Consider the following 14,144-nt stretch of genomic DNA (forward strand, 5'->3'; position numbering starts at 1 on the left):
GCCGCCCGCGCCATAGCAGGGCGCCGTCTTCCAACCGGGAATCGTTTATGACCTACGTCGTCACCGACGCCTGTATCCGTTGCAAATATATGGATTGCGTCGAGGTGTGTCCCGTCGACTGCTTCTACGAAGGCGAGAACATGCTTGTCATCAACCCGTCCGAATGCATCGATTGCGGCGTGTGCGAGCCCGAATGTCCGGCCGAAGCGATCCTGCCCGATACCGAAAGCGGGCTGGAAAAGTGGCTGGAACTCAATACCAGCATGTCCGCCAACTGGCCCAACATCACGCGCAAGAAGGACGCACCGGCCGACGCCGACGCGTTCAAGGATGTGCCGGATAAATACGACACCTATTTTTCGGCGGAGCCAGGCGCGGGCGATTGACGGCGTCGGTCGGGGCCCGAGTGCGATTGGCTGGCATTTCCGCCAAAAATAGGATACGGACTGGGTTAACCGGCGGATGTTCCTCGTCCGCCGACCGAGGAAACCCTTAGACGCCCCTTGATCGCCGCGCTGTCACGTTCCTTTGGACGGGTCGCTGCTGTGACGATTCGGGCGTCGGCACGGAAAGGCTTCTACATGGCTGCAAAAGCGCTCAGCTTCGATGTCGGCGATTACGTCGTTTACCCCAAGCACGGGGTCGGCCGGGTGATCGAACTGCAGAGCCAGGAAATCGCCGGCACCAAGCTGGAACTCTATGTCCTGCGGTTTGAAAAGGAGCGGATGACGCTCCGCGTGCCGACCAACAAGGCCGAAAGCGTCGGCATGCGCAAGCTGTCGTCGAACGTCACGATGGACGAGGCGCTGGCCACGTTGAAGGGCAAGCCGAAGATCAAGCGCACCATGTGGTCGCGCCGGGCCCAGGAATATGAGGCCAAGATCAATTCGGGCGACCTGGTGTCGATCGCGGAGGTCGTGCGTGACCTGTTCCGCGCCGACGATCAGCCGGAACAAAGCTATTCCGAGCGCCAGATCTTCGAAGCCGCCACCAGCCGCCTCGCGCGCGAACTGGCCGCGATGGAGCAGGTCGACGAACCCAAGGCATCGGAAAAGATTCTGGATATCCTCCGCGCCGCCGCCGCGATCCACAACAAATAAGACGCGGCCGCCCTCTTCCGGCGGCATGGGCCCAGCGATGATCGCCGCCAGGCGATCACCGGATGTCAGAGGCGGCTTCACGGCCGCCTTTTTCATTTGCGCCACGCTCCGGCAGGTGTATTGTTTTTGTATAACACCTCTGGAGATCACCCGATGCGTCGCCTCGCTTATCTGCTTCCGGTTGCAGCCCTGATGGTGGCGACGCAGGCGTGCGCCGCCGATCCCGCCACCAGCCGCCGCTTCGACGTCACCGGTTTTCGCCAGGTCGACCTGCGCGGCGCCGATCATGTCGTGGTGCGGGTCGGCCCCGCATTCTCCATCACCGCCACCGGCCCCGCCGACGTGGTGAAGGTGCTGACCGCGACGGTCAGCGGCACGACGCTGCGGATCGAACGCGAACGGTCCGGCTGGGGCTGGAACGGATCGGCGCGCGGCGTCGCCACGGTGCTGGTCACGCTGCCGGCCCTCACCGGCGCTGCGGTTTCCGGATCCGGCACCATGAAGATCGCGCCGTTCCGCACGCCGCGCTTCTCGGGTGCCGTCGCGGGATCGGGCGACCTGATGCTGGCGCGGCTTGAGGCGGATCAGGTCGATCTGTCGGTGGCGGGATCGGGCAATCTGACGGTCGTCGGGCGTGCCCCGCGCGCCAATCTGTCGATCGCGGGTTCCGGGGATCTGGATGCCGGTGCCCTGGACACCGCCACGCTCAGCGCGTCGGTCGCGGGATCGGGTGACCTGATCGCGCGGGCCAGCGGTACGGCCAGCACATCGACCGTCGGTTCCGGCGATATCACCGTCCGCGGCCCCGCGCGCTGCAAGGTCAGCAAGATCGGGTCCGGCGACGTTCATTGCAACGCCGCCTGATCCGCGCGGCGGCCGGCGCGGCACTGCTGCTCGGCGCGACCGCCGCTCCTGCCGCCACGCGCGGCTATTCGGTCACCAGCTTTGATCGTATCCGGGTCGAAGGGCCGTTCGACGTCACGGTGCGCACCGGTGTCGGATCGTCCGGCCGGGCCGACGGCCCGGACCGCCGCATGCTGGACCGCGTCCGGATCGAGGTGATCGGCCGCACGCTGGTCATCCGCCGCGATCAGGATGCCGCATCGGGCGGCGCGCTGACGGGGATCCGCATCGCCGTGTCGACACCGGCGGTGACCGGCGCCACCGTGCTCGGCACCGGCATGGTGACGATCGACTCCGGCCGCGGCGCCCGCTTCGATGTCGCAGTTTCGGGCGCGGGCAGCGTATCCGTGGCGGCGCTGGATATCGATCTCGTGAACGTCACGATCCTGGGCTCCGGCACCGCCCGGCTGGCGGGCCGGGCGCGTCAGGTTCGCGCCAGCGTCCAGGGCGCGGGCACGATTGCGGCGACGCCGCTATCAACGCAGGATGCCACCATCACCATGGCGGGCACCGGCACGGTCGCGCTGACCGCGATCCGGACGGCCCGGATCACCGCCAGCGGCGCCGGCGCGATCACCATTTCCGGCACGCCCGCCTGCACGGTGCAAAGCGTCGGCACGGTCGAGGTTCGCTGCGGCCACTGACCGTTCAGATCAGCGCCAGTTCGGCGAGTGCGCGCATCAGGGCCGGCGGCATCGTCGCCAGCATGTCCGCCTCGCCATCGCCCAGGTCCGACGGTGCATCGGCTGCGGCCAGGTATCGCCATCCCTGATGCGCGCGCTTGGGGCGTGCATGGACCGTCACCAGCCCGGGATCCAGCCGGATCAGGCAACGCCCCTCCGCCGTCTCGTCAAACCCGACAATGCGTTGTCGCACGGTCATCCGATGCTTGATGATCCAGTAGAGCGATCCACCGACCAGTTCCAGGTGTCGCGTCGGGCGATAGCGCGTCTGGATCGGCGCCTCGCCGTCCACCGTGCGGTTTCGGGTCTGTTCCGCCAGTGCCTCGACATCCTCGCACCCGACCGCGACCTTGGTGATATGAAGCGGATGCATGCCACCGATGTGGCGGCGCGGGCGAACGGCTTCAAGTCCGGATCAGCCGCCCAGGCCCCAGAGTGCCGCCAGCCCCAGGAACGACAGGAACCCCATGCAATCGGTACAGGTCGTCACGAACACCGATGAGGAAACCGCGGGATCGATATCGAACCGCTCCAGCGTGATCGGCACCATCACCCCGGCCAACCCGGCCACCAGATTGTTGATCAGCAGCGCCAGCGCGAACACCGCCGCCAGCGCCGGCACCCCGGACCACAGATAGCAACCCGCCCCCACCACCACGCCCAGCGCCGCGCCGTTGCTGGCCGCGATCCGCAATTCGCGCACGATCATGCGCAGCGAATTGGAACTGGTCAGCTGGTTGGTGGCCAGCGCGCGAACGACGACGGCCAGCGTCTGCGTCCCGGCATTGCCCCCCATTCCGCTGACGATCCCCATCAACTGCGCCAGCACCGCATAACGGGCGATCCGGTCATCGAACAGGCCGACCACCGTCGCCGCCAGCATCGCCGTCGGCAGGTTGATGAGCAACCAGGTCAGCCGCGTCCGCACGGTGTAGCGGATCGGTTCGTTGATATCGCCTTCGCCCGCACCCGACAGGCGCAGCACATCCTCGCCCGCCTCCTCCTGGATGATGTGGACGACGTCGTCGACGGTGATCATCCCGACCAGCCGCCCGGCCGCATCGATCACCGCCGCGGAGATCAGCCCATATTTCTGGAAGCGCAGCGCGACCTCTTCCTGATCCATGTCGACCGGGATCAGCGTCTGTTCGCGCGCCATCACGTCGCCGATGCCCACCGATCGCGGCGTGCGCAGGATCCAGCTGAGCTTGCACGTCCCGATCGGGCGATGGCTGGGATCGACGACGTAGATTTCCCAGAAATCGGTGGTCAGATCCTCGTTGCGGCGCAGATAATCCAGCACGTCGCCGACCGTCAGATGCTCGGGCACCGCGATCAGGTCGCGCTGCATCAGGCGACCGGCCGATTCCTCGGGATAGCCGAGCGCCTCCTCGATCGCCGCGCGATCGTCGGGCGCCAGGGCGCGCAGCACCTCGCGCTGGTCGTCGGCGTCCATGTCCTCGATGATCGCGACGGCGTCGTCGGTATCGAGCTGGGTCGCGATATCGGCGACCTCCTGGGGGCCAAGCGCCTCCATTAGCTCGTCACGGACCCAGTCGTTCATCTCGGCCAGCACATCGCCGTCGATCATGCCGTGCAGCGCGGAGGCGATCGCCTGCCGCCGCTCGCTGGGCGCCAGTTCGAACAGATCGGCGATGTCGGCGGGGTGGAGCGGCGAAACGAGCGCACGCGCCTCCTCGACATCGCCCGCCTCCACGGCGTCGACCACAGCGTCGACAAACGCGGAATTCAGCCGATTATCCTCGTCATGCGCGGGTTCCGCGGCCACGACCGGATCCAGTTCCTGCTGTTCGGCCATGTCGGTCTCCGCCTGTCCGCACGCGCCCGGACGCCGCCGGACGTCCGTCCTTACGGCGTCCTGCCGCCAGTGTCAGCCGGGGCTAGGCTTCTTTCCGCACCGCGGCTTCCTAAATAGCGTCCGATGGCGAGCCCTTATTTCCTCTCGGTCCTGGACCAGAGCCCGATCGCGGAGGACACCACCGCGGCGGATGCGGTGCGGAACACGCTCGATCTGGCGCGGCTGGCCGACACGCTCGGCTATCATCGCTACTGGCTGGCCGAACATCATGCCTCCCCCGCGCTGGCCGGCGCCGCGCCGGAGGCACTGATCGGACCGATCGCCCTGGCGACCCGCCGGATCCGCGTCGGATCGGGCGGGATCATGCTGCCGCATTATTCACCGTTCAAGGTTGCGGAAACCTTTCGCCTGCTGGCCGCGCTCGCGCCCGGCCGGATCGATCTGGGTCTTGGCCGCGCGCCGGGCAGCGATCAGCGCACGGCCTTCGCGCTGCAACGCGATCGCAGCCGGCGCATGCCGCATGACGATTTTCCGGAAAATCTGGCTGAACTGATCGCCCATCTCGACGATAGCATGCCGCCGGATCACGCCTTTGCCGCGCTTGGCCGGACCCTGCCGACCGGCGGCGGCGGGTCACCCGACCTGTGGCTGCTGGGGTCTTCGCCCGACAGCGCGGTCTGGGCGGCGGAGGCGGGCCTGCCCTATTGCATCGCCGATTTCATCAATTCCGATGCCGCGCAACTGGCCGATATCTATCGTCGCCGCTTCACGCCGTCCGCCCGGCTGGCCGCGTCCCATGTGATGACCGCGGTCTGGACGATTGCGGCGGAGGATCGCGCCGAAGCCGAACGGCTCGCGGCGCCCGCGCAGATGATGATGGCGCATCTGATCCGCGGCATGCTGATCCCGGTTCCGACAGTCGACAAGGCCGTTGCCTGGATCGCCGCGAATCCGGCCGCGACGCTGCGTCGCCGTCGCACGATCCTGGGCAGCGCGGCGGAGGTGCGGGCGGGCCTGGATGCGGTGGCCGCCGAATATGGCGCCGACGAACTCATGCTGCTCAACATCCTGCCTGATCATGCCGCCCGCCGCCGCAGCTACGAACGCGTCGCGGCGGAATATGGGCTGGTCGGGATGACCGACGCCGCGTAACGCGCCTTCATTATTTTTACCGAAAGGAACATGCTTATGGCTGACCAGAAGACCCTGACCCTGACCCTCGATAGCGGCGGCGACGTGGTGATCGCGTTGCGCGACGATCTGGCCCCCGGCCATGTCGCGCGGATCGTCGAACTGGCGGAGGAAGGATTTTACGACGGCGTGGTGTTCCACCGGGTGATCCCCGGCTTCATGGCGCAGGGCGGCGATCCCACCGGCACCGGCATGGGCGGATCGAAGAAGCCCGATCTGAAGGCGGAGTTCAACAAGGAACCGCATGTTCGCGGCACCTGTTCGATGGCGCGGTCGCAAAGCCCGAACTCGGCCAACAGCCAGTTCTTCATCTGCTTCGACGACGCCCGCTTCCTCGACAACCAATATACCGCATGGGGCAATGTCACATCCGGGATGGAATATGTCGATGCCCTGCCAAAGGGCGAGCCGCCACGCACGCCGGGCAAGATCGTGAAGGCGACGGTTTCGGCCTGATCCGTCGTCAGGGGCAGCGTTCGCAAGACGCTGCCTCTTCGATCTACGTTGCCGCGGCGATCCGCAACGGCTCATCCCCCGCGGTCGCGACGGCGCTGAACAGCCAGTCGTGGAACACGCGCACTGCGCGGTTGGACATCGCCGATCGCCTGCATACGAACCAGTAGCTGTAATTGCTCTCCACCTCATAACCGAACAGGTTCACCAGCCGTTCGTCGTGGGCGCCCTCCAGATGCGCATCCAGCATGAACGCGACGCCCAGGCCCTGCGCGGCGGCATCCAGCATCAGATGTCCCGAGTCGAAATGATCGATCACTGCGGGTTGCAGGTCGGGCTTGCCGATCCCCGCGCGCCAGATGGCGAAGGTTTCCGGCATGTCGCGATGAACGAAGATCGTCGTGCGGCGCAGGCCCTCTGGATCGACGATGGCATCGGGCCCGGTGGCCAGCTTCCGCGATGCGATGGCGCTCACCCGGTTGCGGTCGATGCGCCGGCCATACAGCGCGGCGTCCGGCTCCGCGCCCAGCACGATGGCTGCATCAAGGCTCTCGCCCAGCCGCGCCGTCGGGTGCGGTGCGGTATCGATATCGACATGGAAATCCGGATAGGCGGCCCGCAGTTCGGGCAACCGCGCCATCAGCTTCTGCGACGCGAACAGCGGCAGCACGCCCAGCCGCAATCGCATCGCGTCCTGCGCGCCGGTGGTCGAGTCGATCGCCTCCGCCAGCGCGTCGATCGCGGGTGCGATCCTGGCCAGCAACCGTTCGCCGGCTGCATTCAGCAGCATGGCCTGATGCCGCCGTTCGAACAGCGGCTGCCCGACGAAGCGCTCCAACGCCTGTACCCGGCGGCTGAGTGCCGGTGAGGACAAGGCCAGTTCCTCGGCCGCGGCCTTGACCGAGCCCAGCCGGGCAACCTGGACGAATGCCTCGACAGCCGTCAGCGGTGGCAATCGACGCATGACCCCTCCCTCTCGCTATGACGCTTGCGTCCTGTGCAATCGTTTTCCACAAATCTGCAATTGCGGCAATTGCTGCGGTGCGACAAAAGCGACGGGCCTTTCAGGCATCCTCTCCTAAGCCTCAAGGCCAGCCTTCCGGGCTGGCCTTTTTTTTCGTCTCGATCCGGGACATGGCGTCCGTCCAGCGATAGCCGCGCGTGATGTCGGCCACGTATACGGCATAGGACGCATACCACCGCGCACGCCCCCGTTCCTGGATTTCGCGGTGGCGGGGATCGTCGCGCCACGCCGCGGCGGCAGCATGATCGCGCCAGTAGCTGACCGTGATACCGAAGCCGTCCGGATCCCGTGCGAAATCCGCGCCAGCATAGCCGGGCATTGCGGCCGCGGCGGCGTCCATCTCCGCCGCCGCCGCGGTATAGCCGGCGGGATCATGCGGCGTCCGCTGGCTGATGAAGATTACAGCGACCGTTCCGGCACTTATCGCGTTCATGGCCGTTCCTTACCGACGTGTCATGGTTCCCGCCATGGCTGCGGCTTGCTATTCGTCATGGCTTTTGCGAACGGTGCAGACTGTTTGGTGCGATCTTCCGGAGTTTTCATGCCTTCATCGTCTGCCGATCAGGTCCTCGCCACCACGCTGAAACGGCGCGATCCCGGCCCGTTCGGAATGTTCTTCCGGCAATTCCTGAAGCATCCGGTGATGGTCGGCTCGATCATCCCCTCGTCGGACAAGCTGATCGCGCGGATGCTGAAGCCCGTCGATTGGGCGAACACGAAATTGTTCGTGGAATATGGCCCGGGGGTCGGTACCTTCTGCCCCGCGATCCTGGAACGCATGGCCCCGGACGCGCAACTGATCGCGATCGATACCAACCGCGATTTCATCGGTTATCTGCGCCGCCGAATCACCGATTCGCGATTCTGTCCCGTGTTGGGTTCGGCCGCCGACGTGCGCCGGATCATTGCCGATCATGGGCACAGCCATGCCGATTACATCCTGTCCGGCCTGCCCTTTTCCACGCTGCCGCCCGGCGTCGGCCCGCAGATCGCGACGGAAACGCATGACGCGCTTCGCCCCGGCGGCGCGTTCCTGGTGTATCAGTTCAATCCGAAGGTGAAGGATTTCCTGATCCCGCATTTTCGGCGGATCGACCATGCTTTCGAGCCGATCAACATTCCACCGGCACAGCTCTATTGGGGCTGGAAGGATTGAGGTCGCGGCGGCGCCTTATCGTCCGTCGATGCCGAAGTTCAGCCGCCTGGTGACGTTCGCGTCAACGACCGCCACGATGAAATAGGCAAGGCCCCACTGCACGCGCCGCAGCCAGCCGATCTTGGCATGATCGGCCTTTTCGATCACCCGGCATCCCTTGGCCTCGTCGGCAAAATAGCCTCGCAGATGGTCGGCAAAGGCCGCATCCTCGATGCGCAGCATCAGTTCCAGGTTGAGATAAAGGCTGCGCACGTCGAAATTGGCCGATCCGATATGCACCACATCGTCGATCACGAACAATTTGCTGTGCAGCTTGGTGACGCCATATTCCAACACAGCCACCCCGCGCCGCAGCAACCGGTCATAACAATGCCGCGCCGCCGCGACCGTAGCCTCGTTGTCGGATTTCGCTGCGGTCATCACCGTCGCCCGGCCACCGCGACGCACAATGCGTTCGATCCGCCGCAACATCGCGGGATTGGGTGCGAAATAGGCCGCGATCATATCCAGCCGCCGCGCCCGCGCCATGTCCGATTTGACCGCCAGCGCCCAGGGGCTCAACCGTCGCGTCGGCCCACCGAACAACCAACGCACCTGCCCTGGCACCTGCATCTCGCTATGCTGTTTCAGAATTGCCCGCAGATCGCGGATCCGCGGCTTCGCGCTGTGCGTCCATGCGATCAGCGCATCGAAATAGCGGGCGATCCGCGCGGCCGCCGCACCGTCCACCAGCAACCCCAGGTCACGCCAGGCGCCGGCCTCGACCGTGCCGAAATAATCATCCTCGACGTTGAACCCGCCGATCATGACCCGCGCTTCGTCGGCCAGCGCCAGCTTCTGATGATTGCGTAACAGGTAACGGCGGCCGAACCGGGGTTCGTAGCGGCAGACATCGGCCCCGGCATCCACCAGCGGGCGGAAAAAGCCGGCGCCGGCCGCCACCCCGAACCCGTCGACGATCATCGCCACCCGCACCCCGCGCGCGATCGCACGCGATAGCGCGGCGCGCACGCACTGACCGGACTGGTCATCGGCATAGATATAATAAAGCAGCCGCAGCGTCCGCTCCGCCCCGTCGATCAGCGCGATCAGCGCCGTGAGGCGATCGGGGCCCTCGGCGAACAGCGTCAGCCGGTGATCGTCCACGATGAACGGGACGGTGTCGGTCGTCGTCATGCTTCCCCGATCGCAATCGTCACAGGCCCGGAACGTCGCGCGCCGGTCCCGGTTGCGCAACCGCTTTCCTTGCGTTTCCGGTGATGGGCTGCTAGGGGCCAAGGCTTCCAACCAGCTCAAACATCTAGCGGAGCGACATTATGGCGCGCGTCACTGTCGAGGATTGTGTCGACAAGATCCCCAATCGCTTCGATCTCGTCCTGGCAGCAGCGCAGCGCGCGCGCCAGATTTCGGGCGGGGCCGAACTGACCCTGGATCGCGATCGCGACAAGAACCCGGTCGTCGCGCTGCGCGAGATTGCGGAGGAAACCGTCGATCCCACCGAGCTTCAGGAAGCGATGGTCCAGAGTCTCCAGCGCGTGCAGATGGATGATGACGACGCCGTGGACGAACTGGGTTCACTGTCCCAATCGGCCGAGGCGCTTCGCCTCACCGCCGCCGCCCCGCCGCGCAACCAGAATGTCGGCGGCGATTACGAGTAATCCTGCTCCTTACCCTCTCCCAAGGGGAGAGGGAGGGGCCCACGCGCGCTTGCGCGTGGGAGGGTGAGGCCGACCACGCCACCCGCCGCCGCCAACCCTAAAATCGTCGACACAGCGCTTTACCGTTGCATCCCGCCACCACCGCGCCACATGATGGTTCAGTGTTGAGGCAATATGAACTGGTCGATCGGGTCCTGGACTACGATCCGCAGGCGGACGAGGCGATGCTCAATCGCGCCTATGTCTTTTCCATGCAGGCGCACGGATCACAGAAGCGCGCCAACGGTGATCCCTATTTCAGCCACCCCATCGAAGTGGCCGGTATCCTGACCGACCTGCGGCTGGACGACGAGACGATCGCTACCGCAATCCTGCACGACACGATCGAGGATACGGTCGCCACCTATGATCAGATCGAAAAGGCGTTCGGGCCTTCGGTCGCGCGGCTGGTCGACGGCGTCACCAAATTGTCGAAGATCGAGGCGCAGACCGAGAATGAGCGCGCCGCGGAAAATCTCCGCAAGTTCCTGCTCGCCATGTCGGACGATATCCGCGTCCTGCTGGTGAAGCTGGCCGACCGGCTCCACAATATGCGAACGCTGCATTTCATTCCGAAGCCGGAAAAACGCCGCCGCATCGCGCGCGAAACGATGGAGATCTACGCGCCGCTGGCCGAGCGGATCGGGATGTACGAATTCATGAAGGAGATGCAGACGCTCGCCTTCCGCGAACTCGAACCCGAAGCGTATGAGTCGATCACCAAGCGGCTGGCGCAGCTGCAATCCGGCGGTGGCGACCGGATCGCGCGGATATCCTCCGGAATCGTGACGCTGCTCGGTCGGCAAGGCATCCAGGCCGAGGTCAGCGGCCGGGAGAAGCACCCCTATTCGATCTGGCGGAAGATGGCGGAGCGGCACATCAGCTTCGAACAGCTGTCCGACATCATGGCGTTCCGGATCGTCGTCGCCGATGTCGAGCAATGCTACCGCACGCTCGGGCTGATCCACCAGCGCTGGCCGATGGTGCCGGGACGGTTCAAGGATTATATCTCGACACCGAAGCGCAACGGCTACCGCTCGCTCCACACGTCGGTCATCCATTCGGAAAAGGCACGGATCGAGGTCCAGATCCGGTCGGTCGAGATGCATCACGAGGCCGAGATCGGCCTGGCGAGCCACTGGGCCTACAAACAGAAGAACAGCGCGGACGCGCAGGTCAGCTGGATCCGCGACCTGGTCGAGATTCTCGATCATGCCGACAGTGCGGAGGAGGTTCTCGAACATACGCGCATGGCGATGTACCAGGACCGGATCTTCGCCTTCACGCCCACCGGCGAACTCATCCAGTTGCCCAAGGGTGCGACACCGGTCGACTTCGCCTATGCGCTTCATACCGATCTCGGCGACCAGACGGTGGGCGCAAAGATCAACGGCCGCGTCGTCCCGCTCCGCACGCCGATCGAAAATGGCGATCAGGTCCAGATCCTTCGGTCCAAGGCGCAGGAACCCGAGCCCGCCTGGATGACGTTCGTCACCACCGGCAAGGCCCGCGCCGCGATCCGCCGGTTCGTGCGCCACAAGGAACGCGACGAGACGGTCGCGCTGGGCCGCAAATTCTATGACGAGATCGTCAAGCGGCTGCCTGCCCAGCTTGGCAGCGAGGCGCTCAACCACGCCGTAAAACGGCTCCAGCTGCCCGATGGCGACGCCTTGATGCAGGCGATCGCGCGCAAGCACCTGACCGATGCGCAGGTGATGGAGGCGCTGATGCCCGGCGCCGGCGGGGGCGACGTGGCGGTGGTCCGGCCGCAGCGCGAAGCGATCTCGATCAAGGGCCTGACGCCCGGTGTCGCGTTCAAGCTGGCGCCGTGCTGCCATCCGGTGCCCGGCGACCGGATCGTCGGCCTGCGCCGGCCGGACGCGGCGGTGGAGGTGCACGCCATCGACTGTCCGGAGCTGGCCGACGGCATCGATGCCGATTGGGTCGATCTCGCCTGGGGCGACGGGTCCGACGGCGGGACCGCCAGGCTATCCGTGATCGTGAAGAACGAACCCGGTTCGCTGGGCGCGATGTCCAGCATCCTGGGCGCGCAGGGCGCCAACATCATCAACCTGGCGCTGTTCCACCGCGATGCCAGCTTTCATACCTTCCACCTCGCGATCGAGGTGCGCGATCGTCAGCATATCATGCGGATCCTGGCTGCCCTGCGCGCCGCCGATGCGGTCGCGCAGGCCGAACGAATCTGAATCGGCCGGGACGAGCCTCAGAACGGCACGTCGTCGTCCAGATCACTGTCGAACGCGCTGGACGCGCGCGATCCGCCGCCGGACGAGGTGCCGCCCCGTGCGGAGCCGCCGCCGAAGCCGCCATCATTGTAACCGCCGCCGCCCGCGCCCCAATCGTCGCCACCGCCGGATCCGCCGCGCGCGCCAGCACCGCCGCCACCGCCACCTTCGCCGCGGCCGTCCAGCATCACCAGCTGGCCGTCGAAACCCTGCAGCACGATCTCGGTCGAATAGCGGTCATTGCCCTGCTGGTCCTGCCACTTTCGCGTCGCCAGCTTGCCTTCGATATAGACCTTGGATCCCTTGCGCAGATATTGTTCGGCGACGCGACCGAGCGGCTCGGAGAAGATCGCGACCGAATGCCATTCGGTCTTTTCCTTGCGCTCGCCAGTGGCCTTGTCCTTCCAGGTGTCGGACGTGGCGATGCGCAGGTTCACGACCTTGCCGCCATTCTGAAAGCTCTTGGACACCGGATCCGCGCCCAGATTGCCGACGATGATGACCTTGTTGACGCCTGCCATGCGGCTGCTCCTATAATCCGAGCGCCGTGGCTAACCAGAAAGTCGCCCCGGCCGCAAGGTAGGCCAGAGCGAACAAATACCCCAGGCTGAACAGCGGCCATGTCCAGCCGTTCGTCTCGCGCCGGATCACCGCGATGGTCGACAGGCATTGCGGCGCGAACACGAACCACATCAGGAAGGCGAGCGCGGTCGGCAACGGCCAGCGTCCCCGCAACCGTCCGACCAGCGAGCGTTCGGTCTGGACCTCGTCGGCGCCTTCGATGGCATAGACCGTCGCCAGCGCCGACACCGCCACCTCGCGCGCGGCCATCGCCGGAATGATCGCCAGCGCGATTTCGTGATTGAAACCGATCGGCTTCACGATCACCTCCAGCCCGGTCGCGATCCGGCCGGCGGCGGAATAGCGCACCTGGTCCTGCCCCGACGGCGCCTGGGGGAAGGTCAGCAAGGCCCAGAGCAGCAGCGTCGCGAACAGGATCAGCGTGCCGGCGCGGCGCAGGAAGATCCAGGCGCGCTGCGTCAGCCCGATCGCGATGTCCCGCAGAACCGGCATCTGGTACCGTGGCATTTCCATCATGAAACCCGCGCTTTCACCGCGCGCGATCGTCCGGCGGATGACATACGCCGCCAGCATCGCCGCGACGATCCCGGTCACGTACAGCCCGAACAGCACCAGCCCCTGCAACCCGATTCCCGGCCCGACATCGCGCGCGGGGATGAACGCGCCGATGATCACCGCATAAACCGGCAGCCGCGCCGAACAGGTCATGAGCGGCGCGATCAGGATGGTGGTCAGCCGGTCTTTCGGATCATCGATCGTGCGCGTGGCCATGATCCCCGGGATTGCGCACGCAAAGGACGACAGCAGCGGGATGAATGTCCGCCCCGACAGTCCGACGCCCGCCATCAACCGGTCCATCAGGAACGCGGCGCGGACCATGTAGCCCGATGCCTCCAGCAGCAGGATGAACAGGAACAGGATCAGGATCTGCGGCAGGAACACGATCACCGATCCCACCCCGGCGATCACCCCGTCCACCAGCAACGATCGCACCACGCCGGGCGGCAACACCGCGCCCACCGCCTCCTGCGCCATCGTGAAACCGGCTTCGATCCACCCGATCGGCGCCTCTGACCAGGCGAACACCGCCTGGAACATCACGAACAGAATCGCGGCCAGCAGGATCGGCCCGACCACCGGGTGCAGCGCCACGCGCGCGCGATCGCCGCCACCGCGACCGTCGAGGAACCGCGCGCGCGCAAGCTCACGCATCGGCTCGATGCGGTCGCGCTCCACCCGATCATGGGTCCGATCATCCTGGCGGCGCTGCTCTTCGTGATGTTCCAGGCG

Annotated in this window: 16 protein-coding genes; 9 read left to right on the forward strand and 7 right to left on the reverse strand. The window is 65.8% G+C overall.

Annotation, left to right across the window (positions count from 1 at the left end; translation table 11 throughout):
* Positions 1-47 precede the first annotated feature (47 nt).
* The 4 genes from fdxA to VF649_RS00550 all read left to right on the forward strand — a co-directional run bounded on the left by fdxA (position 48) and on the right by VF649_RS00550 (position 2,647).
* Positions 48-386 (forward strand): ferredoxin FdxA, encoded by a 339-nt coding sequence (gene fdxA, locus VF649_RS00535; RefSeq protein ID WP_331009999.1) that lies wholly within the window; start codon positions 48-50, stop codon positions 384-386.
* A 195-nt stretch (positions 387-581) separates the two neighbouring features.
* On the forward strand, positions 582-1,100 hold the full coding sequence (locus tag VF649_RS00540) for a CarD family transcriptional regulator (RefSeq protein ID WP_331010000.1): 519 nt from the start codon (positions 582-584) through the stop codon (positions 1,098-1,100).
* Between the two features lie 153 nt (positions 1,101-1,253).
* Complete coding sequence (locus VF649_RS00545) at positions 1,254-1,964, forward strand: head GIN domain-containing protein (protein WP_331010001.1); 711 nt, start codon at positions 1,254-1,256, stop codon at positions 1,962-1,964.
* Positions 1,949-2,647, forward strand: a complete 699-nt coding sequence (locus tag VF649_RS00550) for a GIN domain-containing protein (protein ID WP_331010002.1) — start codon at positions 1,949-1,951, stop codon at positions 2,645-2,647. The genes VF649_RS00545 and VF649_RS00550 overlap by 16 nt, the downstream gene beginning before the upstream one ends.
* A 4-nt stretch (positions 2,648-2,651) precedes the next feature.
* On the opposite strand, the gene VF649_RS00555 is transcribed toward VF649_RS00550, so the two are convergent.
* Both VF649_RS00555 and mgtE read right to left on the reverse strand, forming a co-directional pair.
* Positions 2,652-3,059, reverse strand: a complete 408-nt coding sequence (locus tag VF649_RS00555; protein WP_331010003.1) for a DUF1489 domain-containing protein — start codon at positions 3,057-3,059, stop codon at positions 2,652-2,654.
* Between the two features lie 42 nt (positions 3,060-3,101).
* Positions 3,102-4,505 (reverse strand): magnesium transporter, encoded by a 1,404-nt coding sequence (gene mgtE / locus VF649_RS00560; protein ID WP_331010004.1) that lies wholly within the window; start codon positions 4,503-4,505, stop codon positions 3,102-3,104.
* A gap of 123 nt (positions 4,506-4,628) precedes the next feature.
* Here mgtE and VF649_RS00565 point away from each other — a divergent pair, with 123 nt between their 5' ends.
* Together VF649_RS00565 and VF649_RS00570 are read left to right on the forward strand one after the other, a co-directional pair.
* Positions 4,629-5,657, forward strand: a complete 1,029-nt coding sequence (locus VF649_RS00565; protein WP_331010005.1) for an LLM class flavin-dependent oxidoreductase — start codon at positions 4,629-4,631, stop codon at positions 5,655-5,657.
* A 36-nt stretch (positions 5,658-5,693) separates the two neighbouring features.
* Positions 5,694-6,152 carry a peptidylprolyl isomerase gene (locus tag VF649_RS00570; RefSeq protein ID WP_331010006.1) on the forward strand — a complete coding sequence of 153 codons (459 nt, stop codon included), beginning with the start codon at positions 5,694-5,696 and terminating at the stop codon, positions 6,150-6,152.
* 43 nt (positions 6,153-6,195) lie between these two features.
* On the opposite strand, the gene VF649_RS00575 is transcribed toward VF649_RS00570, so the two are convergent.
* Both VF649_RS00575 and VF649_RS00580 read right to left on the reverse strand, forming a co-directional pair.
* Positions 6,196-7,113 carry a LysR substrate-binding domain-containing protein gene (locus VF649_RS00575; protein WP_331010007.1) on the reverse strand — a complete coding sequence of 306 codons (918 nt, stop codon included), beginning with the start codon at positions 7,111-7,113 and terminating at the stop codon, positions 6,196-6,198.
* Between the two features lie 121 nt (positions 7,114-7,234).
* Complete coding sequence (locus tag VF649_RS00580) at positions 7,235-7,606, reverse strand: antibiotic biosynthesis monooxygenase family protein (RefSeq protein ID WP_331010008.1); 372 nt, start codon at positions 7,604-7,606, stop codon at positions 7,235-7,237.
* Positions 7,607-7,714: 108 nt separating this feature from the next.
* On the opposite strand from VF649_RS00580, the gene VF649_RS00585 reads away from it, so the two are divergent.
* Positions 7,715-8,329: a class I SAM-dependent methyltransferase gene (locus VF649_RS00585; protein ID WP_331010009.1), complete on the forward strand. Its 615-nt coding sequence runs from the start codon at positions 7,715-7,717 to the stop codon at positions 8,327-8,329.
* A gap of 15 nt (positions 8,330-8,344) precedes the next feature.
* On the opposite strand, the gene VF649_RS00590 is transcribed toward VF649_RS00585, so the two are convergent.
* Positions 8,345-9,505, reverse strand: coding sequence for a phosphatidylserine/phosphatidylglycerophosphate/cardiolipin synthase family protein (locus VF649_RS00590; protein WP_331010010.1), 1,161 nt, complete (start codon positions 9,503-9,505; stop codon positions 8,345-8,347).
* 140 nt (positions 9,506-9,645) lie between these two features.
* Here VF649_RS00590 and rpoZ point away from each other — a divergent pair, with 140 nt between their 5' ends.
* Together rpoZ and VF649_RS00600 are read left to right on the forward strand one after the other, a co-directional pair.
* Positions 9,646-9,987 (forward strand): DNA-directed RNA polymerase subunit omega, encoded by a 342-nt coding sequence (gene rpoZ, locus VF649_RS00595; RefSeq protein ID WP_331010011.1) that lies wholly within the window; start codon positions 9,646-9,648, stop codon positions 9,985-9,987.
* 161 nt (positions 9,988-10,148) lie between these two features.
* Positions 10,149-12,233 carry a bifunctional (p)ppGpp synthetase/guanosine-3',5'-bis(diphosphate) 3'-pyrophosphohydrolase gene (locus VF649_RS00600; RefSeq protein ID WP_331010012.1) on the forward strand — a complete coding sequence of 695 codons (2,085 nt, stop codon included), beginning with the start codon at positions 10,149-10,151 and terminating at the stop codon, positions 12,231-12,233.
* Positions 12,234-12,250: 17 nt separating this feature from the next.
* Here VF649_RS00600 and ssb read toward each other — a convergent pair whose 3' ends face one another.
* Positions 12,251-12,793: a single-stranded DNA-binding protein gene (gene ssb / locus VF649_RS00605; protein WP_331010013.1), complete on the reverse strand. Its 543-nt coding sequence runs from the start codon at positions 12,791-12,793 to the stop codon at positions 12,251-12,253.
* A gap of 10 nt (positions 12,794-12,803) precedes the next feature.
* On the reverse strand, positions 12,804-14,144 hold a 1,341-nt coding region (gene feoB, locus VF649_RS00610), incomplete at its 5' end, for a ferrous iron transporter B (RefSeq protein ID WP_331010014.1).

Source organism: Sphingomonas sp. (assembly GCF_036387535.1).
GTDB lineage: Bacteria > Pseudomonadota > Alphaproteobacteria > Sphingomonadales > Sphingomonadaceae > Sphingomonas_R.

Coding starts and splice junctions, on each gene's coding strand:
- fdxA (WP_331009999.1), top strand. CDS start 48: ATGACCTACGTCGTCACCGACGCCTGTATCCGTTGCAAATATATGGAT.
- VF649_RS00540 (WP_331010000.1), top strand. CDS start 582: ATGGCTGCAAAAGCGCTCAGCTTCGATGTCGGCGATTACGTCGTTTAC.
- VF649_RS00545 (WP_331010001.1), top strand. CDS start 1,254: ATGCGTCGCCTCGCTTATCTGCTTCCGGTTGCAGCCCTGATGGTGGCG.
- VF649_RS00555 (WP_331010003.1), bottom strand. CDS start 3,059: ATGCATCCGCTTCATATCACCAAGGTCGCGGTCGGGTGCGAGGATGTC.
- mgtE (WP_331010004.1), bottom strand. CDS start 4,505: ATGGCCGAACAGCAGGAACTGGATCCGGTCGTGGCCGCGGAACCCGCG.
- VF649_RS00565 (WP_331010005.1), top strand. CDS start 4,629: ATGGCGAGCCCTTATTTCCTCTCGGTCCTGGACCAGAGCCCGATCGCG.
- VF649_RS00570 (WP_331010006.1), top strand. CDS start 5,694: ATGGCTGACCAGAAGACCCTGACCCTGACCCTCGATAGCGGCGGCGAC.
- VF649_RS00575 (WP_331010007.1), bottom strand. CDS start 7,113: ATGCGTCGATTGCCACCGCTGACGGCTGTCGAGGCATTCGTCCAGGTT.
- VF649_RS00580 (WP_331010008.1), bottom strand. CDS start 7,606: ATGAACGCGATAAGTGCCGGAACGGTCGCTGTAATCTTCATCAGCCAG.
- VF649_RS00585 (WP_331010009.1), top strand. CDS start 7,715: ATGCCTTCATCGTCTGCCGATCAGGTCCTCGCCACCACGCTGAAACGG.
- VF649_RS00590 (WP_331010010.1), bottom strand. CDS start 9,505: ATGACGACGACCGACACCGTCCCGTTCATCGTGGACGATCACCGGCTG.
- rpoZ (WP_331010011.1), top strand. CDS start 9,646: ATGGCGCGCGTCACTGTCGAGGATTGTGTCGACAAGATCCCCAATCGC.
- ssb (WP_331010013.1), bottom strand. CDS start 12,793: ATGGCAGGCGTCAACAAGGTCATCATCGTCGGCAATCTGGGCGCGGAT.